General features: G+C 66.0%; 30 protein-coding genes. 15 read left to right on the top strand and 15 right to left on the bottom strand.

Features of this window, described 5'->3' with window-relative positions; genetic code table 11:
- The first annotated feature begins 55 nt into the window (after positions 1-55).
- The 3 genes from PCK14_RS05145 to PCK14_RS05135 all read left to right on the top strand — a co-directional run bounded on the left by PCK14_RS05145 (position 56) and on the right by PCK14_RS05135 (position 1,928).
- On the top strand, positions 56-247 hold the full coding sequence (locus PCK14_RS05145; protein WP_269937401.1) for a hypothetical protein: 192 nt from the start codon (positions 56-58) through the stop codon (positions 245-247).
- 144 nt (positions 248-391) lie between these two features.
- On the top strand, positions 392-1,015 hold the full coding sequence (locus PCK14_RS05140) for a TetR/AcrR family transcriptional regulator (protein WP_269937400.1): 624 nt from the start codon (positions 392-394) through the stop codon (positions 1,013-1,015).
- Between the two features lie 298 nt (positions 1,016-1,313).
- Positions 1,314-1,928: a hypothetical protein gene (locus PCK14_RS05135; protein WP_269937399.1), complete on the top strand. Its 615-nt coding sequence runs from the start codon at positions 1,314-1,316 to the stop codon at positions 1,926-1,928.
- Here the strand turns inward: PCK14_RS05135 and PCK14_RS05130 are convergent.
- The 6 genes from PCK14_RS05130 to PCK14_RS05105 form a co-directional block, all read right to left on the bottom strand.
- Entirely contained in the window at positions 1,925-2,806 is an 882-nt protein-coding gene (locus PCK14_RS05130) for a hypothetical protein (RefSeq protein ID WP_269937398.1), read from the bottom strand. The genes PCK14_RS05135 and PCK14_RS05130 overlap by 4 nt on opposite strands.
- 39 nt (positions 2,807-2,845) lie before the next feature.
- Positions 2,846-3,835 (bottom strand): 2,3,4,5-tetrahydropyridine-2,6-dicarboxylate N-succinyltransferase, encoded by a 990-nt coding sequence (gene dapD / locus PCK14_RS05125; RefSeq protein ID WP_269937397.1) that lies wholly within the window; start codon positions 3,833-3,835, stop codon positions 2,846-2,848.
- A gap of 46 nt (positions 3,836-3,881) precedes the next feature.
- Positions 3,882-5,453: a molybdopterin-dependent oxidoreductase gene (locus PCK14_RS05120; RefSeq protein WP_269937396.1), complete on the bottom strand. Its 1,572-nt coding sequence runs from the start codon at positions 5,451-5,453 to the stop codon at positions 3,882-3,884.
- 106 nt (positions 5,454-5,559) lie between these two features.
- Complete coding sequence (locus PCK14_RS05115; RefSeq protein WP_269937395.1) at positions 5,560-6,342, bottom strand: anti-sigma factor; 783 nt, start codon at positions 6,340-6,342, stop codon at positions 5,560-5,562.
- Positions 6,342-6,953 carry an ECF RNA polymerase sigma factor SigK gene (gene sigK / locus PCK14_RS05110; RefSeq protein ID WP_442864665.1) on the bottom strand — a complete coding sequence of 204 codons (612 nt, stop codon included), beginning with the start codon at positions 6,951-6,953 and terminating at the stop codon, positions 6,342-6,344. The genes PCK14_RS05115 and sigK overlap by 1 nt, the downstream gene beginning before the upstream one ends.
- A 50-nt stretch (positions 6,954-7,003) precedes the next feature.
- Entirely contained in the window at positions 7,004-7,678 is a 675-nt protein-coding gene (locus PCK14_RS05105; protein WP_269937394.1) for a fasciclin domain-containing protein, read from the bottom strand.
- Between the two features lie 172 nt (positions 7,679-7,850).
- Between PCK14_RS05105 and dapE the strand changes: the two genes are divergently transcribed.
- Complete coding sequence (gene dapE / locus PCK14_RS05100) at positions 7,851-8,975, top strand: succinyl-diaminopimelate desuccinylase (RefSeq protein WP_269937393.1); 1,125 nt, start codon at positions 7,851-7,853, stop codon at positions 8,973-8,975.
- A 58-nt stretch (positions 8,976-9,033) separates the two neighbouring features.
- Positions 9,034-9,939: an intradiol ring-cleavage dioxygenase gene (locus PCK14_RS05095; RefSeq protein WP_269937392.1), complete on the top strand. Its 906-nt coding sequence runs from the start codon at positions 9,034-9,036 to the stop codon at positions 9,937-9,939.
- 64 nt (positions 9,940-10,003) lie between these two features.
- On the opposite strand, the gene PCK14_RS05090 is transcribed toward PCK14_RS05095, so the two are convergent.
- The 4 genes from PCK14_RS05090 to PCK14_RS05075 all read right to left on the bottom strand — a co-directional run bounded on the left by PCK14_RS05090 (position 10,004) and on the right by PCK14_RS05075 (position 13,331).
- Positions 10,004-10,846 carry an amino acid ABC transporter permease gene (locus PCK14_RS05090; protein ID WP_269937391.1) on the bottom strand — a complete coding sequence of 281 codons (843 nt, stop codon included), beginning with the start codon at positions 10,844-10,846 and terminating at the stop codon, positions 10,004-10,006.
- Positions 10,843-11,493: an amino acid ABC transporter permease gene (locus PCK14_RS05085; RefSeq protein ID WP_269937390.1), complete on the bottom strand. Its 651-nt coding sequence runs from the start codon at positions 11,491-11,493 to the stop codon at positions 10,843-10,845. The genes PCK14_RS05090 and PCK14_RS05085 overlap by 4 nt, the downstream gene beginning before the upstream one ends.
- An 85-nt stretch (positions 11,494-11,578) precedes the next feature.
- Entirely contained in the window at positions 11,579-12,490 is a 912-nt protein-coding gene (locus PCK14_RS05080; protein WP_269937389.1) for a glutamate ABC transporter substrate-binding protein, read from the bottom strand.
- Between the two features lie 85 nt (positions 12,491-12,575).
- The gene (locus tag PCK14_RS05075) at positions 12,576-13,331 is read right to left on the bottom strand and encodes an amino acid ABC transporter ATP-binding protein (RefSeq protein ID WP_269937388.1); all 756 of its coding nucleotides are present in this window, start codon (positions 13,329-13,331) and stop codon (positions 12,576-12,578) included.
- A gap of 121 nt (positions 13,332-13,452) precedes the next feature.
- Here PCK14_RS05075 and PCK14_RS05070 point away from each other — a divergent pair, with 121 nt between their 5' ends.
- From PCK14_RS05070 to PCK14_RS05050, 5 genes are all read left to right on the top strand, one after another.
- Positions 13,453-14,229 carry a TIGR00730 family Rossman fold protein gene (locus PCK14_RS05070; protein ID WP_269937387.1) on the top strand — a complete coding sequence of 259 codons (777 nt, stop codon included), beginning with the start codon at positions 13,453-13,455 and terminating at the stop codon, positions 14,227-14,229.
- Between the two features lie 81 nt (positions 14,230-14,310).
- Positions 14,311-14,772, top strand: coding sequence for a DivIVA domain-containing protein (locus PCK14_RS05065; RefSeq protein WP_269937386.1), 462 nt, complete (start codon positions 14,311-14,313; stop codon positions 14,770-14,772).
- On the top strand, positions 14,744-15,340 hold the full coding sequence (locus tag PCK14_RS05060) for a DNA-3-methyladenine glycosylase I (RefSeq protein WP_269937385.1): 597 nt from the start codon (positions 14,744-14,746) through the stop codon (positions 15,338-15,340). Before PCK14_RS05065 ends, PCK14_RS05060 begins: the two co-directional genes overlap by 29 nt.
- Positions 15,337-16,638 (top strand): hypothetical protein, encoded by a 1,302-nt coding sequence (locus PCK14_RS05055; protein WP_269937384.1) that lies wholly within the window; start codon positions 15,337-15,339, stop codon positions 16,636-16,638. Before PCK14_RS05060 ends, PCK14_RS05055 begins: the two co-directional genes overlap by 4 nt.
- 151 nt (positions 16,639-16,789) lie before the next feature.
- On the top strand, positions 16,790-16,957 hold the full coding sequence (locus PCK14_RS05050; protein WP_110485976.1) for a DUF3117 domain-containing protein: 168 nt from the start codon (positions 16,790-16,792) through the stop codon (positions 16,955-16,957).
- A 130-nt stretch (positions 16,958-17,087) separates the two neighbouring features.
- Here PCK14_RS05050 and PCK14_RS05045 read toward each other — a convergent pair whose 3' ends face one another.
- The gene (locus PCK14_RS05045) at positions 17,088-17,720 is read right to left on the bottom strand and encodes an O-methyltransferase (protein WP_269937383.1); all 633 of its coding nucleotides are present in this window, start codon (positions 17,718-17,720) and stop codon (positions 17,088-17,090) included.
- Positions 17,721-17,915: 195 nt separating this feature from the next.
- Between PCK14_RS05045 and sigE the strand changes: the two genes are divergently transcribed.
- Together sigE and PCK14_RS05035 are read left to right on the top strand one after the other, a co-directional pair.
- Positions 17,916-18,557, top strand: coding sequence for an RNA polymerase sigma factor SigE (gene sigE, locus PCK14_RS05040; RefSeq protein ID WP_269937382.1), 642 nt, complete (start codon positions 17,916-17,918; stop codon positions 18,555-18,557).
- Positions 18,558-18,669: 112 nt separating this feature from the next.
- Positions 18,670-19,101, top strand: coding sequence for a Sec-independent protein translocase TatB (locus PCK14_RS05035; RefSeq protein ID WP_269937381.1), 432 nt, complete (start codon positions 18,670-18,672; stop codon positions 19,099-19,101).
- Between the two features lie 151 nt (positions 19,102-19,252).
- On the opposite strand, the gene PCK14_RS05030 is transcribed toward PCK14_RS05035, so the two are convergent.
- Genes PCK14_RS05030 through PCK14_RS05020 form a run of 3 tightly spaced genes read right to left on the bottom strand, consistent with a single transcriptional unit; the run spans position 19,253 to position 22,248 of the window.
- Complete coding sequence (locus PCK14_RS05030; protein ID WP_269937380.1) at positions 19,253-20,380, bottom strand: Mrp/NBP35 family ATP-binding protein; 1,128 nt, start codon at positions 20,378-20,380, stop codon at positions 19,253-19,255.
- A gap of 7 nt (positions 20,381-20,387) precedes the next feature.
- Positions 20,388-20,972, bottom strand: a complete 585-nt coding sequence (locus PCK14_RS05025; protein WP_442864664.1) for a DUF1003 domain-containing protein — start codon at positions 20,970-20,972, stop codon at positions 20,388-20,390.
- Positions 20,965-22,248: a magnesium transporter MgtE N-terminal domain-containing protein gene (locus tag PCK14_RS05020; protein ID WP_269937379.1), complete on the bottom strand. Its 1,284-nt coding sequence runs from the start codon at positions 22,246-22,248 to the stop codon at positions 20,965-20,967. Before PCK14_RS05020 ends, PCK14_RS05025 begins: the two co-directional genes overlap by 8 nt.
- 135 nt (positions 22,249-22,383) lie before the next feature.
- On the opposite strand from PCK14_RS05020, the gene PCK14_RS05015 reads away from it, so the two are divergent.
- The 3 genes from PCK14_RS05015 (at position 22,384) to PCK14_RS05005 (ending at position 24,246) form a co-directional block, all read left to right on the top strand.
- Positions 22,384-23,289, top strand: coding sequence for a general stress protein (locus PCK14_RS05015; protein WP_269937378.1), 906 nt, complete (start codon positions 22,384-22,386; stop codon positions 23,287-23,289).
- 199 nt (positions 23,290-23,488) lie between these two features.
- Entirely contained in the window at positions 23,489-23,944 is a 456-nt protein-coding gene (locus tag PCK14_RS05010; RefSeq protein WP_269937377.1) for a hypothetical protein, read from the top strand.
- Complete coding sequence (locus PCK14_RS05005; RefSeq protein ID WP_269937376.1) at positions 23,941-24,246, top strand: transcriptional regulator; 306 nt, start codon at positions 23,941-23,943, stop codon at positions 24,244-24,246. The genes PCK14_RS05010 and PCK14_RS05005 overlap by 4 nt, the downstream gene beginning before the upstream one ends.
- A gap of 214 nt (positions 24,247-24,460) precedes the next feature.
- Here PCK14_RS05005 and PCK14_RS05000 read toward each other — a convergent pair whose 3' ends face one another.
- Positions 24,461-26,035: an aminopeptidase P family protein gene (locus tag PCK14_RS05000; RefSeq protein WP_269937375.1), complete on the bottom strand. Its 1,575-nt coding sequence runs from the start codon at positions 26,033-26,035 to the stop codon at positions 24,461-24,463.
- Between the last annotated feature and the right edge of the window lie 32 nt (positions 26,036-26,067).

The raw sequence follows: 26,067 nt of genomic DNA, 5'->3' as shown, positions 1-26,067 counted from the left end.
GCCGCCGCGGTACCGCACCAAGCTAGCTGCGCGTCCAAGAACGAAAGTAAGAACTATGAAAATGTCGACACTGCTGCTGCACACCTTCTCCATGGCCTTCCCGATTGTCGTGGTCGTGCTGGGGATCATGGTGCTGCTTGGCAAGAGCGTCTTCCTGCCATTCTTCATCGCCGCCCTTGTCATCATGGTGGCCCTGCTGGTGCTGCTTTACCTGGACAAGAAGAAGTCTGCAGCCTCAGGCAAGTAGCCCCTCCTCCTCCCGCGCCCCCTCTTCGACGCTCCCTCAGCAAAGGGGGTGTTTTGGCGAACGCCGCATCACCAAATGGCGTTTTTTGTGGAACGCTGCATCAGCAAATGGGCACCAATGGAACATCCGTGCTAAAAAAGAGCTGTGCCTAAAATTGTTGACGCCGACGACCGCCGCGAGCTCGTTGCAGATGCCGTATTCCAAGTCATTGCCGATCGTGGGCTGACACAAGCTTCACTACGTAACGTGGCCCAGCAGGCAGCCCTGGCCCTGGGTTCGGTGCGGCACTACTTCGACAACCAGGCGGAGCTCATGGAGTTCTCCTTCCGGGTCATTTCGGAGCGGATCCACCTGCGCGCCCTGGACCGGCTCGAGGAGCTGGAGGGCAGCGAACTGCCCAACAGCCCGGCCGCCCTGGTGGAGAAGTGTGCCGCGGTTTTGGAGGAGCTCCTGCCGCTCGATGAGGCCCGCGGGGCAGACGCCGTGGTCCGCATGGAATTCATGCTTGACGCCCGCACCAACGAAGGTCTCCTGGAAGCCGCGGAGGACGACTACCGGGCCACGGGAGCCGTGGTTGGCCGTGTGGTGCTGCAACTGATGGAGAGCCCGCTGGCCATTCCCGGCCTGGTGCCGGTGGATGAGGCCGAGCGCCTCATTGGACTGCTGGATGGCCTGGGCCTGCGCATGGTGCTCCAGCCTGCCTGGGCCGCCCCGGAACAGGGCCGCGCCACACTCCGCCGCCACCTGGTCAGCCTCCTGGCGGCCTAACTCTCCTCCGCCCAAATGACGCTCCCTCACTTCTTGGCGTGTTTGCCCTGACGCTCCCTCACTTCGTGGTGCTGACGTTGGCAATTCCCTTATAGCTGAGGGAGGGTCCGGCAGAACTGCCCCAGAAGTGAGGGAGGGTCCGGCAGATCTGCCCCGGAAGTGAGGGAGGGTCTGGCAGAACTGCCCCGGAAGTGAGGGAGGGTCTGGTGGGGGCGGACGGGTGCCTTGTTCCCCGCTTCGGAGTAATCTTGGCCTTGTGGTTGCCGCAGCAGCTCTGCGGCGGTTGGAGGCGAGGAAATTGCATCATACCGGTGGACCGGGCTGGCGAATCACCATGGACACCTGCCCTCTCATGCTCATGGCACTGTACCTCCGCGACGTGGCCGGGCTGGTGGGTGCGGGAACTCCCTCACTCTCGCACGTGGCCCCCACCGTCCGGCCGGCAGACCACACCATGCTCACGCATGGGGTTGGCGGAACGGACGCGCTGCGCGACCAGTGGGAGGTGTGGTGGGGGCGGCTGCTGCACAACCTGCCGGAGCCGTCGCAGCAGGCGCTGACACCCCCTGAGTTTCCCGAACTGGCCGGCATGCCGGCCCTGCAAAGGGTGGCGCATGCCCACTACGGCGCGGCCCTGACCTGGTCCCGTGAGCAGGCGCAGCTTTACTCCATGATGGCGGCCCAGCGGGAAACCCTGGGCGGGCACAAGATCCTGGCGGACCTGGTGCAAAACCGGGAAATGGAGCTTGGACGCAGTGCCAGGGACTTCACCCTGACCATCGTGGAGGTGCCGCTGGCCGAGCAGCGCGCCTGGTTCATTGAGCCGGACAGGCTCATCATGAGTTCGCACCTGCTTGAGGACCAAGAGGTGTTCCGCAGCTACGTCCAGCCCGTGGTGGAGCTGCTGGTCTAGCCGGCCACCGGCGCCAGCGTCAGGGAAACCTGCCCGGGGCTTGCTGCTTCCGAGGCTTGCCAGCCGAGGTTGTGGCCGCCTTCGTTGGCATTCCGGTCCCAGGCGAAGCCGCTGTAGCCGACCGTTTCAATGCCCAGCTCGTTGGCATTGGCCAGTGCCCAATGGGCGACCATCCATCCGTAGGCATCCGGCACCTCAAACACCACGGACGCAGGCGCACCATCGGTGCTGCCGGAAATGTTGGCGGGCAACTGACCCAGGGCCGTGTGCGCCGCTGCCACGACGGTGTCCGGGGCAGAGCTCCCGGTGGCCGGCGGCAGCGTGCAATTCAGTGCCTGCGGGGCTTGGCCGGTAAGGGCTGAGGCAAAGGCCCGTGAGAGCGATTCGTGCTGGGCGTAGGCATGCGGGTAGCCGGATCGCTGGACGATCTGGGCGGCGTCGTTGATGGGCAGCTCAACATAGTTGGGTACCTGTGCCAGGACGTCGTAGAAGGCGTTGGCCGAGTACACGGGATCCATGATTTGCTCCACGGTGCCCCAGTCCTGCGAGGGCCGCTGCTGGAACAGGCCCACGGAGTCCAGGTCGCCGTAGTCAATGTTGCGCAGCTTGGATTCCTGCAGCGCCGTGGCCAGGGCAATGGAGGCGGCCCGGGCGGGCATGCCGCGCTGGATGGCAATGCCGGAGATCAGGGCGGCGTTGGCGCTTTGGTCCAACGCCAGCGTGTAGTGGTCCTCGCCCACCGTGGCCGTGCAGCCCAGGGACAGGCCGGGGGCAAACGCGTCGCGAAAGGTGTTGGACAGCCACACGCCGCCGCCGATGAGCAGGCCGGCGGAAATGGCCACAACAACCAGCCAGCCGACGGCGGCCCGGGATCTCACCGGGCCCCCGCCGGCTGGTGCTGGCTCGGGGAGGAAAAGCTAGTTTGCATGCAGGCTTTCGTTCAGTTCCACTGTGCTTCCCTTGCGCGGCAGGACCTCGACGCCGCCGTCCGTTGAGTTGCGGCGGAACAGCAGGTTGGGGACACCGGAAAGTTCGCTGGCCTTGACGATCACCGTGGTGTCGTCGCCGTCGGCGTTCTTCGGGCCGGGGACCCGCACACGGGTGCCGGCGGTGACGTAGAGTCCGGCCTCAACCACAGAGTCATCGCCAATGCTGATGCCCACGCCGGAGTTGGCGCCCAACAGCACACGCTCGCCCAGGCTGATGCGCTCGCGCCCGCCGCCGGAGAGGGTACCCATGATGGAGGCGCCACCGCCAACGTCGGTGCCGTTGCCCACCACGACGCCGGCCGAGATGCGGCCCTCAACCATGGAAGTGCCCAGGGTGCCGGCGTTGAAGTTCACGAAGCCCTCGTGCATGACGGTGGTGCCCTCGGCCAGGTGCGCGCCGAGGCGGACCCGGTCGGCGTCGCCAATGCGGACGCCCGCGGGGACCACGTAGTCCACCATGCGGGGGAACTTGTCCACTGAGTGGACGGTCACGGGGCCGCGGCGGCGCAGCTTGGCGCGGGTCAGCTCAAAGCCGTCCACGGCGGCCGGGCCGAAGTTGGTCCACACCACGTTGTTCAGCTTGCCGAAGATGCCGTCGAGGTTGATGCTGTTGGGGGCCACCAGGCAGTGCGAGAGCAGGTGCAGGCGGAGGTAGGCGTCGACGGCGTCGGCGGGCTCGGCGTCGAGGTCAATCTGGGCGAAGACAACGCTCTGGTGGACGTCGCGGTCGGCATCGGCGCCTGATTCGGCGAGTTCCACGAGTGCGGGGTCAGCTTCGGGCGCCGAACCCAGGGTGCTGGCGGCGGCACCCAGCGCGGGGGCCGGGAACCACACGTCCAGCACGTCGCCGGATGCAGTGATGGTGGCAAGGCCAAAGCCGTGGGCGGAGCGGTCGGAAGTTGCGCGATTCTCAGTCATGCCAACAGCTTATCTGGTTGACCCTGTGCCTTGCCTGCGTGTGCTGCTAGGTGAGACTGAAGTTGATGGAGTGCCAGCCCGTGGAACCGTCCGGCTCCGGCGGGGCCTGCTCTTCGGTCTGCATTTCACCGGCTGTGTCGTAGGCACGGACCCGCACCTTGTGGCTTCCGGCGGGGGCGCCGTCCCAAATGAATGACCACTGCCGCCATGTGTCCACAGAAGCCTCGTCCGCCAGCGTCGCTTCCTGCCAGGCGCCGTCGTCGAGCTGGATCTCCACCTTGGAAATGCCGTTGTGCTGGGCCCAGGCAGTGCCGCCGATCGCCACCTTGCCCGCAGGGACGCGGGCCAGGGCACGGGGCACCTCAACCCTCGAGGCGGTCTTGATGGGTCCGTGGGAGGACCAGCCGCGGGACGTCCAGTAGCCGGCCGCCTGCGCAAAGGTGGTCACCTCAAGGTCAACTACCCACTTGGTGGCCGAAACATAGCCGTACAGGCCCGGAACCACCATGCGCACGGGGAAGCCGTGGTTCACGGGCAGCGGCTCGCCGTTCATGCCCACGGCGAGCATGGCGTCACGGTCGTCCTGCAGGACAGGCAGGGGGGTGGAGGCACTGAAGCCGTCCTGGCTCGTGGAGAGAACCATGTCGGCCCCGGGCAGCGGCTTGGCGCGGGCCATGACCTCGCGCAGGGGATAGCCCAGCCACTTGGCATTGCCGGCAAGGTTGCCGCCCACCACGTTGGACACGCACGTCAGGGTCACATGGGATTCAATCAAATCCTGCTTCAGCAGTTCGTCGAAGCCCATGGTGAATTCCTGCTCCACCATGCCGTGGACGCGCAGTTCCCAGGACGTGGGGTCGATCTCCGGGGGAACCAGGGCGGTGTCGATCCGGTAGAAGTCCTTGTTGGGCGTCACGAAGGGCACGACACCAGCCACCGGGGCCTGGACACCTGCGGGGAGCGCGGGGGCCTTGACCTTCGGGGCAGGCAGCTTCAGGGCCGCGCGGAATGCCACGGCTGCGTTGCGGGATGCCGAAAGGACGTTGCCGCCTATGCCGGCCAGGACGGCCACGGCTGCCACAGCACCGGCACGGATGAGGAAGGTGCGCCGGTCGGGGGAAGCGGCTGTGGTGGCCTGGGCAGCGGGGGCCTCCGGGCCAGGTGTTGCGGGGCTCAGGAATCGCAGCGCCCAGAGGCCCGCGGCCGTGCCCAGCAGAAGGGGCAGCAAATCCACGGGGCCGGCCCCGGCGCGGGTGATGATGCATGCGCCCATGACGACGGCGAACGCCACGACCATGGCCATGGCGATGCGGAGGGATTTGCGGGCAACCACGCCGGCGACGGCGGACAACAGCGCGGCCACGATCGCCATGGACAGCAGCAGGACCGTCTTGTCGTTGGTGCCAAAGGTGGCGATGGCGAAGTTCTTCATCCACGGGGGCGTGAAGTCAATGAATGTTGAACCCACAGAGGTCAGGGGCGAGGCCACGGGGGGAAAGAATGCGGCTGCCAGCTCGGCCACGGCAAAAAGGATGCCTGCCGACACCAGGCCGGCCAGCGCCCCCATGAGCGCTTGACGCCAGTTCTGCCTGCTCAATGCCTTGGTCCGCTTTCCCATGGGAAGCTCCTTAGAAAGCCGTTCGCCCCACCGGCGGTCCGCCGGTGGAAGTCCATGCAGGTACTTCGGAGCCGGGTGCCCCTTGGATTGGCTGGGGCACCCGGTGCTAGATTTCCTGCACCAATATGGGGGTGGTGGTGGGCTTGGCCGAGCCGCCGGCCGGTTCCACTGTGATGCCAATGTGCGTTGCCCCGCCCAGCTCGCCGTTCAGGACCTGCATGGCAGGTGCCTTGGGGCTGTCCATGAGGCCGGCCGGCACTGCGCCGGCTGCGGAGATGAACCACAGCTCATAGGTCTTGCCTTCCGGCAGCGGGGGCATGCCATCGACCATGACGGCGGCCTTGTTGGCCTTGCCGGAGGATGCCACGGTGACGGTTCCTCCGTCGGACAAGGTGGTTGTGGCCATCTTGGCGTCGGGCGAACTCATGATGGCCAGCATGGCCTGCTGCTGCGCCTGGGCCTGTGCGAGCTGCTGCTTCATCTCGGTGTCGGAGGAGTTTTGCCCGGCCACCCAGCCGCCCACGCCGACGCCGGCGAAGATCGCCAGGGCCGCGGCGGCACTGATGGCAGGGACCCAGCGGCTGCGGGACTGCGTGGTGCCGGCCTTGCGGGCGCCTGTGCCACGGGCGGAGGAGATGTCGCGGACCACTGAACTCGAAGGCAGCTGGCGCGTGTTGCGGATGGCCGCCATGACGTCCGCCTTCAACGCCGGGGGAGGCGTTTCTGCCGGGGTTCCGTAGGCAAGGAGCGCGGCAGTTTCGCTGAGGCTGCGCACCTCTTCCAGGGTTTGCGGGTCCGTCAGGGCGTGCCGCTCGAAGTCGCTGCGCTCGCCGTTGGTCAAGGCGTTCAAGGCGTAGGAGCCGGTCAGCAAATGCAATTGTTTTTCCATCACGCCACCCCTAACTTGTCCCTGAGCCTGATCATTCCGTCACGAATTCTTGTTTTAACCGTACCCACCGGGATTTTGAGCAGCTCTGCCACTTCCTGGTGCGTGTAACCACCGTAGTACGCCAAGCTGATGGCTTCCCGTTGGGGGTCTGTGAGGCTTTCGAGTGCCTTGCGGACCCGTTCGCCTTCCATCTGGGTTTCGACGGTGTCTGCGACGTCGTCGTAACTTTCCTGGTATTCCTTGATGCCCTGGCGCAGGTCCCTGTCGGTGCTGGCTTGGCTGGCCCGCACCCGGTCAACGGCCCTGCGGTGGGCAATGACCAGGATCCAGGAAATTGCCTTGCCCCGGTTCGCATCAAAGCGGGTTGCCTGGGCCCAAACGTCAACAAAAACCTCTTGGGTGACTTCCTGGCTTTGGGAGGGATCCCGGACGACGCGGCGCACCAGGCCATAGACCCTCGGTGCCACCGCGTCGTACAGTTCCTCGAAGGCCGCCTCGTCGCCAAGGGCGACGAGGCGGATCAGGTCCTCATGGGTCGGTGGGGCCAGTGGCTCCGCGGACCGCAGCCAGGGTATGCGCATGCTGTCCACCTTGCCACGCTCTGTCCCCATGCGCCCATTCCCTTCGTAACGTGTTGCTTCTGACCGGTGAAGCGGCTTGGCTACTTCTTTGCCGGCGGCATCAGCACGGTGTCGATGAGGTACACGGTGGCGTTGGCCGTCTTGACGCCGCCGCAGATGACTTTGGCGCCGTTGACCATCAAGTTGTCGCCGCTGCCGGTGACTTCCAGGGTGCCGCCCTCGGCCGTGGCGTGGGTGCCGTCAACGTCGCTGGGTGCCAGCTGGCCGGGGACCACGTGGTAGGTCAGGATGGAGGTCAGCGTTGCCGAATCGGTCTTCAGGCCGTCGATGGTGGCTGCCGGGATCTTGGCGAAGGCGTCATCCACGGGGGCGAAGACGGTGAAGTCGCCGGAGTTCAGCGTGTCCACCAGGTTGACGTCCTTGTTCAGCTGTCCGGAGACGGCTGCGGTCAGGGTCTTCAGCAGCGGGTTGTTGGAGGCTGCTGTGGCAACCGGGTCGGCGGCCATGCCGGCAACCGAGCCGGCGCCGCTGGGAACGGCTGCGGCGTAGGCGGCGCAACCGGGGCCAACCAGGTCTCCGGCCATTGCTGCTTCGGTGGTGGCCATGGGTGCTTCGGTGGTGGCCATCGGGGCCTCCGAGCTTGCGCCGGGGGCGGCGGTGCCGGAACAGGATGTCAGGCCCAGGGCGGCGACGGCCAACAGGCCCAGGCCGAGGCTGATGCTCTTACGGGTTCCGAACTTCGAGGTGGCGTTCATGATGATTCTCCGTAATGTGAAAGCGGAAGGATTCCGTGGTGCTTCCCAATTCGCTTCCCAAGTTCTGGTCCACGGGTGGGCTGTCAGGAAGTACTTCGGAGCCCGGGGAGGATCGGATTGGAACTCGGCAGGGGGAATTTTTCTGGGCCCAAGCCGCCGGTAAACTGGCCAAATGATGAACTCCGCCACACCTGTGCCCCCTTCCCCTCAGCAGCCGGACGCCGTGGTCCTTGACCTGCGCGGCGACGTCGCACAGCTGACGGCGGCCATCATGGACATTGAAAGCGTCTCGGGCAACGAAGCCGCACTGGCCGACGCCGTGGAAGCCGCCCTGCGTGCCCTGCCGCACCTGTCTGTCACGCGCAACGGCGATTCCATTGTGGCCAGGACGGAACTGGGCCGTGCTGAGCGAGTCATCCTGGCCGGCCACCTGGACACAGTGCCGCTGCCCACCGTGCCCGGCTCGCGCGGCACAGTGCCCAGCACCTGGGACGGGGATGTGCTGTACGGGCGCGGCGCCACCGACATGAAGGGCGGCGTGGCCGTGCAACTGGCCATCGCGGCCACCGTGGCAGAGCCCACCAAGGACATCACGTTCATCTTCTACGACCACGAGGAAGTGGCTGCGGTCAAGAGCGGGCTGGGCCGGCTGGTGCGGGAGAACCGGGAACTGCTCGACGCCGACTTCGGCATCCTGCTCGAGCCCACCAACGGAACAGTTGAGGGCGGCTGCAACGGCACCATCCGCTTCGAGGCCACCACGCGCGGGCTCGCGGCACATTCGGCCCGTGCATGGATGGGGGAGAACGCCATCCACGCCGCCGCCCCGATCCTGTCACGGCTGGCCGCCTACCAGCCGGCCACTGTGCAGGTGGAGGGCCTGGACTACAGGGAGTCCCTCAACGCTGTGAAGGTCCACGGCGGCACAGCCGGAAACGTCATCCCGGATGCCTGCGTGGTGGAGATCAACTACCGCTACGCCCCCGACAAGACGCCGGCGCAGGCCGAGGCCCATGTGCGCGAACTGCTGGAGGGTTTTGAGCTGGTGTGCACAGACTCATCGGCCGGGGCCCGGCCAGGCCTCAACGCTCCCGCAGCGGCGTCCTTTGTTGCCGCCGTCGGCCGCGAACCCCTGCCCAAGTACGGCTGGACAGACGTGGCGCGCCTGAGCGAGATGGGAATCCCGGCCGTGAACTTCGGACCCGGTGACGCGCTGCTGGCACACAGCGACAATGAACACGTCCGCGGCGAGGACATCCGCGAATGCCTGGCGGCCCTGACCCGCTGGCTGGCGTAGCCACAAACCCATGGGCCCGGCACAGCGCCGGCACAGGGTGGGGTGGGATTCTGGGGACATGGACAAGAAACCACACCCCAACCACGACCGCGGACTCGAGTTCGACCTGCAAACCATGGTCAGCCGGCGCAAGACCCTCGGCCTGTTCCTGGGCGCCGGGGCCGTCGCCACCCTGGCGGCCTGCACGCCCGGGGGCAGCACTTCCGCCGGCACGGCTTCTGCAACTTCGGCGCCTGCGGCCTCCGCGGCCGCCAGCACCGCAGCCACGTCCGCCACTTCCGCAGCAACGGCAACGCAAGCGGCGGCAACCCCCACGGTCACACGGGCCATTGCAGAATGCGGCGCCGTGGACACCCCGGAGGAAACCGGCGGCCCCTACCCGGCAGACGGATCCAACGGCCCCGACGTCTTGACCGCCTCCGGGGTGGTGCGCCAGGACATCACCACCAGCTTTGGAACATCCACCACCAAGGCCGAAGGCGTGCCGCTGACCATCACCTTGAACGTCCTGGACAACGCCAATGGGTGCACGCCGCTGGCCGGAGCAGCCGTGTACCTCTGGCACGCGACCAGGGACGGCGAATACTCGCTGTACGACCTGCCGGAGGAGAACTTCCTGCGTGGGGTCCAGGAGGCGGATGCGAACGGGCAGGTCACCTTCACCTCCATCTTCCCGGGTGCCTACAACGGGCGTTGGCCGCACATCCACTTCGAGGTCTTTGAGAGCATGTCCAACGCCACGAGTGCCGGCCAGATCCTGCGCACCTCGCAAATTGCCATGACCGAGGCCAGTTGCAAGGAAGTTTATGCAACCGCCGGCTATGAGAGCAGCGCCAGGAACTTCCCCAATACTCCCTTGGCGCAGGACAACGTTTTTGGTGACGACGGCGGCATCCACCAGTTGGCCACCACCTCCGGCTCCGCGGCAAGCGGGTTCACGGCGGCCTTGAACGTCACCATTTAAACAACTGACCCGCAGGAAGCGGTTGGTCAACCGTTTCCTGCGGGCCACTTGCTCGGATGAAGAATCAGCCGGCCATGCCGGCCTTCGCCTTGATCACCTTGACGCGCGATGACATCTTGCGCTCGGTGTACTTGGCAAGGCCGGAGAGGATCAGGCACATGCCCACATAGAGCACGGCTGCAACCATGAGCGCCGGGACCACGGGCGAACCGTACTGAACCTGGGAACCGAGGAAGTTCGCGTACTTCATGATCTCGTCGTAGGTGATGAGGAAGCCAAGCGCGGTGTCCTTCATGATGACAACGAGCTGGGCAATGATGACCGGCAGCATGGCTCGCACGGCCTGGGGGAGCAGGATGCTGCGTAGCACCTGCCCCTTGGTCAGGCCCACGGCCAGGCCGGCCTCGCGCTGGCCCTTGGGCAGCGATTCAATGCCTGCACGGAACACCTCCGCCAGGACCGAGCCGTTGTAGAGGATCAAGCCGACCACGACGGCGATGAACGGCGTGATGCCCTTGACGCCGGCCGAAGGCAGGCCGTAGTACATGATCATCATGAGGATCAGCAGGGGGATGGCACGGAACAGTTCCGTGAACCAGTAGCAGGGCCGGCTGACCCACTTTGAGTCCGTCAGGCGGCCAAAGGCCAGCAGGACACCGAGCACCAGGCTTCCCACGGCGCCCACAGCAAAGGCGCTCAGGGTTGCCCCGATGGCTTTCAGGAACGTCTGCTGGACCCGGGGAAAGGTGAAAATCTCCCACTTCTGGGCCGTGAACTGGTCTGACTCGTAGAAGCGGTACAGGATGAAGCCGATGATGCCCACCACCACGATGATCGTGGCGATGTTCAAGTACACATTGCGTGTCCGGGCCTTGGGGCCGGGAACGTCAAAAAGAACCGCGCTCATCGCGCCACCCTCCACTTCTTCTCGAGGTAGCGTTGCAGCGGCGACAGGATGCCCAGGACCAGCACCACGAAAATCAAGGCAACCCAGAGCAGGCCCGGCAGCAGGGGCTCACCCAAGTCGCTGAGCGTGGAGCGGATGGAGCCTGCCTCAATAACGGAAAAGCCTGCTGCCACTGTGGTGTTCTTCAGCAAGGCGATGAAAACGCTGAACAGCGGCGGCACCACCGAGCGGAAGGCCTGCGGCAGCACAATCAAGGACAGGGTTTGCATGAACGGCAACCCAATGGCGCGGGCTGCCTCCGATTGGCCCACGGACACCGTGTTGATGCCCGAGCGGATGGCCTCGGAAACGTAGGTGGCCGTGTAGAGCGACAGGCCGATGATGGCGGCATTCATGAAGTTGATGTCAGGCAGCCCCAACTTCGGGTAGCCCAGGGCAAAGAACGCCAGGATCAGGGTCAAGGGGGTGTTTCGGACGGCGTTGACATAGAAGGTTCCGGCGGCCCGCATGGCAGGCGCCGGGGAGACGCGCATGCCCGCCACGATGGTGCCCAGGATCAGGGAAAAGAACGCCGAAAAAATGAACAGGATGCCGGTGTTCTTGAACCCCTCAAGGAACACCTCGCGGTTATCTATTAGTACATTCACAGGGCAGTGTCGCTTTCAGTGAATTGAAGGGACGAAGGGTGCTGCGGCGCCGGTTGCCCGGCGCCGCAGCTGCGCGCCGAAATGGTCAGTACTGGTCCACCGCGGGCTGTTCAACCTTCGTGCCGGACTTGCCCAGCGTGGCATCGAAGATCTTCGTCCAGGTGGCGTTGCCGTCCGTCAGGGTCTTGTTGAGGAAGGTGCGCAATGCCGTGTCGCCCAGCGGGAGGCCAATGCCGTACTTCTCAACTGTGAACGGCTCGCCAACCACCTTCAACTTGTCCGGGTTCTGCGAGGCGTAGCCCAACAGGATGGCCTGGTCTGTGGTCACTGCATCGACGGTGCCACTCGTGAGCGCCTCAACACACTTGGAGTAGATGTCGAAGCTGATGGCATCTGCCTTCGGGAAGTTGTCCTTGATGTTCTGGAAGGGGGTTGAGCCCGTGGCGGAGCAAACCTTCTTGCCGTCCAGGTCCTTCTCGCTCGTGATGGTGGTGTTGTCCTTGGCCACCAGCAGGCCCTGGCCGGTGATGAAGTACGGACCGGCGAAATCGACGAGCTTCTTGCGCTTGTCGTTGATGGAGTAGGTTCCCACATACAGGTCAACGTCGCCGTTGGCGAGAGCAGCTTCACGGTTTGCCGACGGTATGGCCTTGAATTCGATCTTGTCGGTGGCCACACCCAGGGAAGCTGCCATCCAGTTGGCAATTTCAATGTCGAAGCCGCTGCGCTCGCCGGTGGCTGCGTCAAGGAAGCCCAGGCCGGGCTGGTCTTCCTTCACGCCGATACGGATCGTTCCGGCGGACTTGATCTTGTCAAAGGTGGGGCTGCCGGTCAGGGCAACATCCTTGGCCACCTCAAAGCTCAGGCCCCCGCCGCCGCCGGCGCCGTCAGTGGCGCCGCCGCCGGCGTCGCCCCCGCCACAGCCCGTCAGGGCAAGTGCTGTTGCTGCTAGGACGGCCGCAACGCTGAGGCTGGTCCTGCCGAAAAACTTTTTCATGGGAATTCCTTTCGTAGTCGGCCCAGAAGGCCGGTTCAAACTTTGGCCGCAAGGGCCGGGAAATTCTAGGTGGGAGTGCCGGGCGCTAGTTGGTCAGGATCTTGGACAGGAAGTCCTTGGCCCGCGCAGACTGCGGGTTGGTGAAGAACTCCTGGGGGGCGGCTTCCTCGACGATCTGGCCGTCGGCCATGAAGATGACCCGGTCAGCAGCCTTGCGGGCAAAGCCCATCTCGTGGGTCACAACCACCATGGTCATGCCCTCCTTGGCCAGCTCGACCATGACGTCCAGGACCTCATTGATCATTTCGGGGTCGAGGGCGCTGGTGGGTTCGTCAAACAGCATGACCTTTGGCTTCATTGCCAAGGCACGCGCAATGGCCACGCGCTGCTGCTGCCCGCCGGAAAGCTGGGCGGGAAACTTCGCAGCCTGGTGGCCCACGCCGACGCGCTCCAACAAGCCCATGGCGAGCTTGTCGGCGTCGGACTTGTTCATGCCCTTGACCTTGATGGGGCCAAGGGTCACGTTTTCCAGGATGGTCTTGTGGGCAAACAAATTGAAGGACTGGAAGACCATGCCGACGTCGGCGCGCAGGCTGGCCAGCGACTTGCCTTCCTTGGGCAATTCCTTGCCCTCGATCGTGATGGAGCCGTCATCAATGGTTTCGAGCCTGTTGATGGTGCGGCACAGGGTTGACTTGCCGGAGCCGGACGGGCCAATGACAACGAGGACCTCGCCCCTGGCAACTTGCAGATTGATGTCCTGCAGCACATGGAGTGCGCCGTAGTGCTTGTTTACAGCCTTTAACTCCACGAGTGCAGGAACCGGTGCGGGATTTGTCATGCATCGAACCTATCGACATTCCAAGTGGTGCGTAAAGGATTTGGGCAGGAGGGGGTGGATCGTAACGGTAACGAGATATTGTGAGCCAAGCCACGCTCTGTTTTCACGTAGCCTTGGTGGCATGAGTGCACCCACAGGATCACACCAACCCGCCCGGACGGAGCTGCGACGCTTCGGAGTTTGGCGCCACAACGGCCAAGGCAGCGACACTGCGGACGCCCGGCTGCTTGAATCCCCGCCCAGCAGCGCCTTCACCCACACGGACCCGTGGCGGGTCATGCGCATCCAGAGCGAGTTTGTCCAGGGCTTCGACGCGCTGGCCGAAATTGGCCCGGCCATCAGCGTGTTTGGCTCCGCCCGGACCAAGCCGGATTCCCCCTACTACGCCACCGGCGTGGAGGTGGGGCGGCGCCTGGTGGAGGCCGGCGTTGCCGTCATCACCGGCGGCGGGCCCGGCTCCATGGAGGCCGCCAACCGCGGCGCGGCCGAGGCGGGCGGGCTCTCGATTGGCCTGGGCATTGAGCTGCCGTTTGAGCAGGGCATGAACGAGTGGGTCGGCCTGGGCGTTGACTTCCGGTACTTCTTTGCCCGAAAGACCATGTTTGTGAAATACGCGCAGGGCTTTGTGGTCCTCCCCGGCGGGCTGGGCACGCTCGATGAGCTCTTTGAGGCCATGGTCCTGGTCCAGACCAGCAAGGTCAGCCACTTCCCGATCGTTCTGGTGGACAGCACCTTCTGGGGTCCGCTGATCGACTGGATTCGCGACTCCATGGTGGCCCAGGGGCTCGTTTCACCCGGCGACATGGACATCATCTCCGTCGTGGACACGGCCGAGGACGCTGTCAAGGCTGTCATGGCCGGCCAGGCAGGGGAGAGGGTCGCGGCCGCCAACGGCTGATGCACTGAGGTGGGCGGCGGCGTTCGGCGGCGGGCACTTCACAAGGCGCGTGCGCCGCCGCGCATCTGGCACGATGGACTCGTGACCTACTTCCTGATTTTCCTTGCCGTCATCGTGGCCGCCGTCGCGGCCCTGTACGTGGTGGGGCTGAACAAGCCCGAACCCGAGGCCGCCGCCTTCGTTGACGCGCTCGAGGCCCCCGTGGCCAGCCTGCCGCCTGTGCTGCTGCCGGGAACGCCTGCCCCGGCGGACGTGGACCGGCTGCGTTTTTCGCTGGGCCTGCGCGGCTACCGCATGGACCAGGTGGATGAGGTCCTGGACCGCCTGCGCGACGAGCTTGCGGCCAAGGAACTGCGCATTGCCGAGCTGGAGTCTGACCTTTCCGGCACTGCCCTCTCCGGCACTGACGACGCCGGGTCCCCGGCCGCCGCTGAATCGGCGCCCGCCGACGTGGCTGGCGAGGAAACTGCGCCCGCGGACGTCGACGGGTCCGCCCAGGATGCGGTCGCCCACGATGCGGAGCTCGGTGCCGGTGGCAAGTGACGGGCGCGTCCGCTGCGCCTGGGCGGGCATTGAGAACGACGAGCTGTACCAGCGCTACCACGACACCGAATGGGGCCGCCCGGTCACGGGCGAACGTGAGCTGTTCGAACGGATCAGCCTGGAGGCCTTCCAGTCGGGCCTGAGCTGGATCACCATCCTGCGCAAGCGGGATTCGTTCAGGTCCGCCTTCCACAATTTTGAGCCGGCCGTCGTGGCGGACTTTGGCGCGGCCGACGTCGAGAGGCTGCTGGCAGACGCGTCCATTGTGCGCAACCGGATGAAGATCAATGCCACCATTGGCAACGCCCGGGCGCTGCTGGCACTGCCGGCCGGGACAACCCTGGCATCCCTCCTTGCCGCCCACGCCCCGGCCGTGCCGCGGCCGGCGGGGGACCCGGTTCCCGCCCAGACGCCGGAATCCGCGCAGCTGGCCAAGGCCCTGAAGAAGCTGGGCTTTGCCTTTGTGGGGCCCACCACCTCCTATGCCATGATGCAGGCCGTGGGGATAGTCAACGACCACCAGCAGGAGTGCTGGCTTTCCGGAGTGGAAGCGCAGGCCCCCAAGTGAGCGCCGCGCAGCACGCTGAAGCCTTGGCGGAGGACGGGGCCGGGCACGCTGAGCCGGCGGCTCCGCGGGCCCGGCCGGCCCGGACCACCATCAACGATGAGCTGTTCATGCTTCTCCGCCGCCTGCTGGCACCCCTGCGCTGCGCCCCGTGGTGGCTCAAGGTGTCCCTCATCTACGCCGCCGCCCGCCTGGTTTCCTACGCCATCTTCCTCGGCAGTGCCTGGCATGCCGACGCCTCGCCCTGGGGCGGCCGGCAGCCCGACTACCTGACGTTCATCAACCGCTGGGATGCCGGCTGGTACGAGCGCATCTTCAACGGCGGCTACCCGGACACCATCCCGCGGCACCCCGACGGCGCCGCCTACCCGAACGAGTGGGCGTTCTACCCGATGTTTCCGCTGCTGGCGCGGGGGCTGGCCGCCGTCACCGGGCTGGGCTGGGCGGCCGCAGGCGCCATCATTGCCACGGCCGCCGGGCTGGCCGCGGCCCTGATGATCTACAAGCTGTTCCGCAACTACGCATCGCCGGGCACGTCGCTGTGGGGTGTGGCATTCTTTGCCTTCTTCCCCGTATCCGCGATCCTGCAGGTGCCGTATGCCGAATCGCTGGGCATCTTCTTCCTGGCAGCGTCCCTGCACCTGCTCATCAGGCGCAACTACTGGGGCGCCATGCCCATGGTGGTGCTGCTGTGCCTGTCACGTCCGGCAGGGGCCCCGCTGGCCGCCGTCGTCGGCATACACCTGTTGCTGCGCTGGTGGCACCGCAAGCGCGAGCCGTTCCCCGTGCGGGACATGGTGGCCGGAGTGCTGCTGACACTGCTCAGCGCCTTCATGGCGTTCGCCTGGATGCTCGCCGCCTGGTGGGTCACGGGCGAGCGCACCGCCTACACCGACACTGAAACCGCGTGGCGCGGGGGCGGCGGGCTGGTCCTGTTCATGCCCTGGGTTGAGACGGGCGTGCAGCTCGTGGGGCCGCTGTGGGGGCCGCTGCTTCCCGTGCTGCTGGTGGCGCTGGCCGGGCTGTACTTCAACTCCCGGGCCGTGCGCCGGATCGGGCCGGAACTGGTGGCCTGGTCGGCCATGTATCTGCTGTACCTCATGGCAGTGCTGCACCCGCAGTCCAGCACGTTCCGGATGCTGCTGCCGATGTTCCCGCTGGCCCTGGCCGCCGCGTTTGTTTCCACCTCGCGCGCCTACCGCTGGTGCGTGCTTGTCATGTTCACCGTGCTGCAGATTGTGTGGGTGGAGTGGCTGTGGCAGTGGGTGGCTATCAGCACGGGCGAGACCTGGCCCCCCTAGATTACGGCGCCATTCGCGCCTAGGGGGATTGTGTCGATTAGCACCCGGGCCCTGAAGTGCGGAATAATGGGTTGTGAGCAATACAACACTCACTGCGTGCCGGGGCAATCCCGGCCCACGCGGGTATGCACTAGGAAAAGGGGAACTCCAAATGGCGGCCATGAAACCCAGAACCGGCGACGGTCCGATGGAAGTGACTAAAGAAGGTCGGAGCCTGATCCTGCGGCTGCCCCTGGAAGGCGGCGGACGGCTCGTGGTGGAGATGAACGCCGACGAGGCAGCCAGCCTCAAGGAGTGCCTGGTGGGCGTCACCGAATAGCTTTTGCCACACATATCTATCTTGCAAAACCGGCGGAACAGCATTGCTGTTCCGCCGGTTTTGCGTTAAGTCGCGGTGTGCGCGGCCGGAGCGGCCTTGGCGGCCCCCCGCCTTGGCGGCCGCAGCTGCCTCAGCGCTTGACGGCCAGCAGCAGCCCGTCGCCGGTGGGCAGCATGGAGCTGACCAGGGAATCGTTCTCGCGCACCATCTTGCCCACGCGGCGCAGCACCACAGTGTTGCTCTCGCGGATGGCGGGGTCGGAGACGCGGTCCTTGTCCAGGGCGTCGTTGATGATCAGCAGGCCGCCGGACTTCAGCAGCCGCACGGCCTGTTCCAAGTAGTCGGGGAAGCTGGGCTTGTCGGCGTCAATGAACACAAGGTCGTAGGCGGCGTCGGTCAGGCGGGGGAGCACGTCCTGGCCGCGGCCGGAAATGGTGCGGGTGCGGTTGGCCGGGGCGCCGGACTCCGTGAAGGCCTCGCGCGCGGCCTTGAGGTGGTCCACGTCGGGGTCGATCGTGGTCAGCACTGCCTTGGGGCCCAGGCCACGCAGCAGGGCCACGCCGGAAACGCCGGCACCCGTGCCAACCTCGACCGCCGTCTGGGCCTTGGAGGCCGCCGCCAGCACCGTCAGGACAGCCGCCACGCCCGGGCTCACCGGGAACAGGCCCAGCTCGTGCGAGCGTTCGCGGGCACGACGCAGGACAATGTCTTCCACGGGGAGGCCCTCTGTATAGGACCAGCTGGTGGATTTATCGGCGCTCATGGGTGTTTCCTAAACTGTTGCGGTGGCTCCCTCTAGCCTACTGCCTGCGTGTGGGGCACATTCGCTGTAACCGTTCAGCAAAATGTCAGCTTTCTTTGGCAGACTGTGGTGACCCGGGGCCCCGTTCCCGGCCGGATCTTCCACAAGTGATTCCCCGTCCGGGGAGGCAACCAGCCACTGAAGTGAGGTGCAGCGATGAACCCGTCCGCCACCGAGGCTGTTCGCGCCGCCGAGGCCGTCAATTCCGTCCAGGCCAACGCCGAATGGACCACCCCCACCTGGGATGAAGTGGTGCACAACCACTCCGCCAAGGTCTTCCGGCTCGCGTACCGCCTCACGGGCAACAAGTACGACGCCGAGGACCTCACCCAGGAGGTCTTTGTCCGGGTGTTCAAGTCCCTGGCCAACTTCAAGCCCGGCACGCTGGATGGCTGGCTGCACCGCATCACCACCAACCTCTTCCTGGACATGGCCCGGCGCAAGCAGCGCATCCGCTTTGACGCGCTGTCCGACGACGCCGCTGCCCGCCTGCCCGGCAGCGACCCCGGCCCCGAGCGGACCTTTGAGTTCAACAACCTCGACGCCGACGTGGCCGCCGCGCTGGAGGCGCTGCCGCCGGACTTCCGCGCCGCCGTCGTGCTGTGCGACATGGAGGGTCTCTCCTACGACGAGGTGGCCCACGCCCTGGACATCAAGCTCGGCACGGTGCGTTCGCGCATCCACAGGGGGCGTGCCATGCTGCGCGAATCCCTGGCCGACCGGGCTCCCGGCCGCACCGGTGTCCGCCCTCCGCGCAAGCCGCTGCTGTCGCTGCCGCGCATGGCCGGGGCGCGCTAGACTTTTCCAGCCGGCAGTTTCGCCGTCCGATTGCAAGCCGCCAGCCCAAAAACGTTCGCTCGTTACCTGTGGGAATCGTTGCTTTGAGTCCTGAGAGGGTAATCTTCCTAACGTGTTTGGTATCAATACCCCTGAGCTAATCCTGATTCTTGTCTTGGCAGTTTTGGTGATTGGCCCCTCCCGGCTTCCCGGTTACGTGGAAAAGCTGAAGAACCTCATTCGCGAGGTGCGCAGGATGGCTTCCGGCGCGCGCGAAACCATCAAGGAAGAAGCCGGTGTCGACATTGACGACATCGACTGGAAGAAGCTTGACCCGCGCCAGTACGATCCCCGGCGCATCATCCGCGAGGCCCTCCTTGACGACGACGACATGGAAACCATCAACTCGCTCAAGACATCGCCCGGCGCGGCGATTGCCTCCATGATGGGCAAGGACTCCTCCGAGAAGGACACTGTGCAGCCCGGCGACGCCGCCCCCGAGATGCCCGAGCTGGTCCGCCTGCCCGACGGCGAGCTGGCCCCCTACGACGTCGAGGCCACCTAAATCCCACCTCCTTCTTCCGACGCCGCATCACTTGATGTCGTGTTTTCACCAACGCTCCAGCAATGATTGCTGGAGCGTTGGTGTTTAAGCGACGTTAAGTGATGCGGCGTCCTGGGAAAAGCGACGTTAGGTGATGCGGCGTCCTGGGGGGTCAGGCCGGGGTGACGCCGAGCTTCAGGCCGGACAGTCCGCGGGGGCGCACGGCGAGCTTGCCGGCGATCGCGTCCAGCGCCTGCGCCGCTGCCGAAGACGGGTCCGCCAGCACAATGGGCATGCCGGCGTCGCCGCCCTCGCGCAGGGCCACGTCCAGCGGGATCTGGCCCAGCAGCTCCACGGGGGAGTTCATGGTCTGGCTCAGGCGCTTGGCAAGGATCTCCCCGCCGCCGGAGCCGAACAGTTCCATGGTGCTGCCGTCGGGCAGGGTCAAAAATGACATGTTCTCAATGACGCCGGCGACTTTCTGGCCGGTCTGGACGGCAATGGCGCCGGCGCGTTCGGCCACGTCCGCCGCGGCCGCCTGCGGGGTGGTCACCACCAGGATCTCGGCCTTGGGCAGCAGCTGCGCCACGGAAATGGCCACATCCCCCGTGCCCGGCGGCAGGTCCAGCAGCAGGATGTCCAGGTCGCCAAAGTAAACGTCGGTGAGGAACTGTTCCAGGGCCCGGTGCAGCATCGGTCCGCGCCAGGCGACGGGCTGGTTGCCGGCCACGAACATGCCAATGGAAATGACCTTCACGTCATGTGCCACGGGCGGCAGGATCATCTCGTCAACCCTGGTTGGCGCCTGGCTGGTGCCCAGGAGCCCTGGAACGGAGAAGCCGTAGATGTCGGCGTCCACGATGCCAACCCGCAGTCCCCGGGCCGCAAGTGCACAGGCCAGGTTGACCGTCACGCTCGACTTGCCCACGCCGCCCTTGCCGCTGGCCACCGCATAGACGCGCGTCAGCGAGTTCTCGGCGTTGAACGGGATGCCGCGTTCGGCGCCGGCGCCCTTGAGCCGTTCCTTGAGCCCGGCGCGCTGCTCGGCCGTCATGACGGTGAGGTCCACGCCAACGTCAGTCACGCCGTCGAGCGCTGAAAGAGCGCTGGTGACATCGCGCGTGATGGTCTCGCGCATGGGGCAACCCGCCACGGTGAGACGGACGACGGCGTGCACCCGGCCGCCGTCGAACGCCTCCACCGACTCCACCATGTCCAGCTCGGTGATGGGGCGGCGCAGCTCGGGGTCGATGACCGTGGCGAGGGCGGCAAGCAGTTCGGATTGGGACGGGGCGTTCATGGGTGCCTTAGGGGTTTGCGGTCCGCTTGGGGGAGACCGTCTTCATGCTGGTGGTGGCGGGGTTGCGCTGGCCGTCGCGGGATTCGACGGCGCCGTCCTCGTCCTGGAGTGCGATGAGTTCCTCCAGGAGGCTGCGCAGCTCGGAGCGGACGAAGTCGCGCGTGGCCACCTCGCGAAGCGTGATGCGCAGGGCCGCAACCTCGCGGGTCAGGTATTCGGTGTCGGCCAGGTTGCGCTCGTTGCGGGAACGGTCCTGCTCAATCTGGACGCGGTCGCGGTCGTCCTGGCGGTTCTGGGCGAGCAGAATCAGGGGTGCCGCGTAGGAGGCCTGGGTGGAGAAGAACAGGTTCAGCAGGATGAACGGGTAGGGGTCCCACTGCAGGCCAAACAGGCCAATGACGTTGATGGCAATCCAGACCACCACAAAGATGGTCATGTAGAGCAGGAAGTTGGCGGTGCCCATGTAGCGGGCAAAGCGCTCGGCAAAGCGCCCGAAGAAGTCCGGGTCGCTGGTCAGGTTGGGCAGGAGCCGGGACCGCAGCTCCATGGGCGTGTCAAGGCCGCCGCCCTTGGTGTGGTGCCGCTCAGCCAATGCGTCCTCCCAGCTTCCTGAACGGGGCGCCGTCCTCGTGGGTGCGCCAGTCTTCCGGCAGCAGGTGGTCAAGCAGGTCATCGACGGTCACGGCGCCCACCAGGCGGCCCTCCTTGTTGACCACGGGGAGGGAGTTCAGGTTGTAGGAGGCCATGATGTGGCTGACCGTGCTGATGTCGTCCTGGTCGGACACCGGCTCAAGGTTCTTGTCCACGATGGTGCCCAACTGTTCCGGCGGGGCGCTGCGGAGCAGCTGCTGGATGTGGACCACGCCCAGCAGCCGGCCCGTGGGGGTTTCCAGCGGGGGCCGGCAAATGAAGATGGCTGAGGCCAGTGCGGGGGAGAGGTCCTCGCTGCGGACGTGGGCCAGCGCCTCGGCCACGGTGGCTTCCGGGGGCAGGATCACGGGCACGGGGGTCATGAGCGCGCCGGCTGTTCCCTCGGCGTACTGGAGCAGGCGGCGGACGTCCTTGGCTTCGTCGGGCTCCATGAGCAGCAGCAGCTCCTCGGCCTTGGCCTGGGGGAGATCGGCCAGGAGGTCGGCGGCGTCGTCGGGGTCCATTTCCTCCAGGACGTCGGCGGCACGTTCGTTGTCCAGGGCCGAGAGCAGGGTGACCTGGTCGTCCTCCGGCAGCTCGGACATGATGTCGGCCAGGCGTTCATCCTGCAGCTCGCCGGCAACCTCCACGCGGCGCTGGTCGCTCATTTCCTGCAGGGCATCGGCGAAGTCGGCGGGCTTGAGGTCCTCGTGGGCGGCAACGAATCCCGTGGCGCTCTGCGGTTCCGCGGACTCGTCGGCACGGGCTTCGGCCCAGTCGATGAGCATGGTGTGGCCGCGCCGCAGCCCGCGCAGGCGTGAGGTGGAGGAGCCACGGCGAACGAACAGCTTGGTCACGAGCCAGTCGCCGTTGCGCTGCTGGTCCATGGCGATGTCCTCGATGACGGCAAAGCCGCTGCCGTCCACAAGCGCCACCTTGCGGTCAAAGATGTTGCCCACCACGAGCTGTTCGGCGCCGCGCTGCTCGAAGCGGCGCAGGTTGACCAGGCCGGTGCAGATGATCTGCGACTGGTCCATGGAGGTCAGGCGGGTCATGGGCACGAAGACGCGCTTCTTGCCCGGGACCTCCACGACGATGCCGACTGCGTGCGGGGCCGTGTTGGGGCCGCGGCCCAGCACCACAACGTCGCGCAGTTTCCCGAGCCGGTCCCCAATGGGGTCGAAGACATCCAGGCCCAGGAGTCGGGCGACAAAAATGCGCGTAGTTTGAGTGCTCACAGTTACAGGCTACTTCCCCCTTCGGGCAATATCCCAAACTTTGCCCCGCCGCACGGTGCCGCTGTCATGGGCCGTCCATTTCACCTCCAGCGATACTCCAGCAAATGTGCAGGAACATGGTGAACAATGGGAAGCATGGCAAACCTTTTTGGACGCACCCGACCCATGGACGAGGCCCGCACGGTTCCCACTGGGGAAACCATTGGCTCCTACACCTCCTATCTGGATGCACAGAAGGCGGTTGACTACCTGGCGGATGAGAAGTTCCCCGTCCAGCATGTCTCCATTGTGGGCAACGACCTGAAGATCGTGGAGCGTGTCACCGGCAGGCTCAACTACCCTCGCGTTGCCCTGACAGGCGCCATGACGGGTGCATGGTTTGGTCTGTTCATTGGCGTCATGCTCTCGTTCTTTGACTCGGCCGCCAACGCCGGCCAGGCCCCGCTGAACGTCATGACCTCTGTGCTCCTGGGCGCTGCCCTGTGGATGCTCTTCGCGATCATTGGCTACGCGGCCCAGCGCGGCAAGCGCGACTTCACCTCGACCAACCAGGTCCTGGCCAGCAGCTACGACGTCATTGTCACCCCGGATGTGGCCGGCGAGGCCCGCCGACTGCTGGCCCAGCTGCCCATGAATTCCAACGCGGTCCGCCCCGGACAGAACCACCCGGGCCAGGGCTTCCAGGGCCAGGGCGGCTACCGTCCGCCGGTCCAGCCCCCGGCCGCAGGCCCCGCACCCACCCGCCCCGAAGGCTGGCACGACCCCTATGCGCCGGCCAACCCGGCAGGCGAGGGCGACGCTGCGGGCCAGGGCACCCCGGCCGCGCAGGGCGACAGCCAGGACCGCCCGGGCCAGGCCCCGCTGGACGGTCCGCGCCGCGGCCAGTTCCCCGACCTGCCCGATGGCCGCCCGCAGTACGGCATCCGCGTGGAACCGGCACCGGCTCCCGCCCCGGCTGCCCCGGCCCCTGCCGCGCCTGCAGCGCCGGCCGAGACCGACTCCCCGGCCGCCCCCGCAGCCACGGAGAACCCGGAAAAGTAGTTCACGGCGCAGAAATGCCGCCGTTGCTGGCAATTGCCGCCCATGTGGTGGTGGCAATTGTCAGTAACGGCGGCATTTTCCATCTGCGGGTTGGGGCGGGCAACACCCACATCTGCCGTCCAACGGAATTGCTGGGACGACTCATCAGGCCCCGATGCCGCATTGACTTTCCGGCATGGAAAGTGATTGACTTTCCACTATGGAAAACCAATCGACCAGTGAAGCACACGAAGCCCTCGATGCCATCGCGGGGGCGCGTGGCAAAGCCGCCGACCGCCTCGTCACGCCCTGGTGGTACCACCCCGCACTGGGGCTGCTGGCCGCCGCGTTCGTGGTTGCCGTGACCGCAGGCGGCACAGCTGTGATGATCGGCGTTTCCCTGCTCTACTTCATTGGGCTCGGCATCCTCATGGGCGCCTACAAGCAAAAAACGGGCGTGTGGATCAACGGTCTCAAGGCCGGCAGGGCCAGCTGGTGGACAGTGCCGCTCATGGTCATCATGGTGGCCTGCCTTGTTGGTCCGTACTACCTTCATGCGGCGCACGGCCTCGTTTGGCCTGCGTGGCTGGCCGGGGCCATTGTCTTTGTTGCCGTGAACGTCTTCGGCCGCTTCTTTGACACGGCCCTGCGCGCCCAGCTTCGGTCAATGCCGTGACGCCGGGCCTGAATGAAGTCATCCACGCCCCGAACCGCCTCCGCATCTGCGCCTTCCTGCGCACCCTGGACCAGGCCGAGTTCGGCACCATCAGGGACATGCTCGGCGTGGCCGACTCAGTGGCCAGCAAGCAGCTCAAGGTTCTCGAGGACGCGGGCTACATGGTGCTCAGCAAGCCCACCGGCAGGGGACGGGTTAAGACGTGGGCGGCGTTGACGGCCGAGGGCCGGGCAGCCTACGACGGGCACGTTGCCGCGCTCAAGGCCCTGATTGAAGGGGTCCCGCTCACCGATGAATACTAGCCGAGGTGCTGCGAAGCCCCCCGGACGCGGCATCACTTAACGTCCCCTTTTGCCCAACGCTCCCGCAATGATTGCGGGAGCGTTCCCGAAAACACGACGTTAAGTGATGCGGCGTCGGGGGTTGGTCGGGGGTTGGTCGAGGGGGTAAACGACGGCGGCACCTGCCTTCCGCTTGATGCGAAAGGCGGGTGCCGCCGTTTGGGACTGCAAGAGGCTAGCCGGAGAGGCGTGCCATCCAGGCCTCGACGTCGTCCGGGGTGCGGGGGAGTGCAGCGCTCAAGTTGACCGGGCCGTTGGCCGTGATCAGGATGTCGTCCTCGATGCGCACGCCAATGCCGCGGAACTCGGCCGGGATGGCCAGGTCCTCTTCCTTGAAGTACAGGCCGGGCTCAATGGTGAAGACCATGCCTTCGGTGATGATGCCGTCAACGTACATTTCGGCACGGGCCTGTGCGCAGTCGTGCACGTCAAGGCCCAGGTGGTGGCTGGTGCCGTGCGGCATCCAGCGGCGGTGGTGCTGGCCCTGGGCGGACAGGGCCACCTCGGCGGAAACGGGCAGCAGGCCCCATGCGGAAAGGCGGTCGGCCAGGACCACCATGGCGGCGGCGTGCACTTCGCGGAACGTGCGCCCTGGGACGGCCACGGCGAAGGCTGCGTCGGCTGCATCCAGCACTGCCTGGTAGATCTTGCGCTGCGTCTCGGAGAACGTTCCGTTGACGGGGATGGTGCGGGTGATGTCCGCGGTGTAGAGGGAATCGCCCTCGACGCCGGCGTCCACCAGGAGCAGCTCGCCCTCGTTGACGGTGCCGGTGTTGCGGTTCCAGTGCAGCACGGTGGCGTTGTTTCCGCCGGCGGCGATGGTGTCGTAGCCCAGCTCGTTGCCTTCCTCGCGGGCACGGGCAAAGAATGCACCCTCAACAACACGCTCGCCGCGCTTGTGGGCGACGGCGCGCGGCAGGGACTTCACGATGTCCTCGAAGCCGTTGATGGTGGCGGCAACTGCGCCCTTCATCTGCTCGATTTCCCAGGCGTCCTTGATCAGGCGCAGCTCGGAGAGTGCCTCGGTGAGTTTGCCATCGAGGTCGTCCAGCTTCTCAAAGTCCATCGCGTCCGGGTTTGCCGAGGTGTTGTAGCGGGCCGTGTCCACGAGGGCGTCAATGTTCTCGTCGACCTTGCGCACCAGGCGGATGGACGTGCCACCCACGGAGGTCTCGCCGACGTTCTTGGTGATGGCAACTTCCAGCTCGGTCACATCTGCCGTGGGCAGGCCCAGCTTGGCTTCGAACTCGGGCAGTGTGGGGCGGCGGCCAATCCAGAACTCGCCGCTGCGGGCATCGGCGTAGAACGCCTTGGTGTCGCGGCCGGCCATGGGACGGAAGTACAGGGTGGCGGCGTGGTTGGAGCCGTTGTCGCCCTCGCCCTCGGCCACCGGGTCCAGCACCAGCACGGCGTCGGGCTCGTGGTCCACGCCCAGGCCCGTCAGGTGTGCGAACGCGGAGTGCGGGCGGAAGCGGTAGTCGCAGTCGTTGGAGCGGACCTTGAGCGGGCCTGCCGGGATGACCAGGCGTTCGCCCGGGAACTGCGCGGAAATGGCGACGCGGCGGCGGGCGGCGTGGTCTGCCACCTCGTCGCGGGCGGGCAGTTCGGCCGAGGACGGCGCCCAGTTGGCGGCCATGAACGTGCGGAAGGCGTCCGAGTCGGGGCGCTGTGAACGGTTGTTCACGCGCTCCTCAAGGGGCTGCTCGTTGGAAGGGTCGGTGTGCGCGGAGGTTTGCTCAGTCTGGTTCACCCCTTAAGTCTCCCACCGCAGGCGCCGCGGGA

The sequence above is a fragment of the Arthrobacter sp. HY1533 genome (assembly GCF_027568515.1).
Taxonomy (GTDB): Bacteria; Actinomycetota; Actinomycetes; order Actinomycetales; family Micrococcaceae; genus Specibacter.
This window is presented reverse-complemented; position numbering and strand designations above follow the sequence as displayed.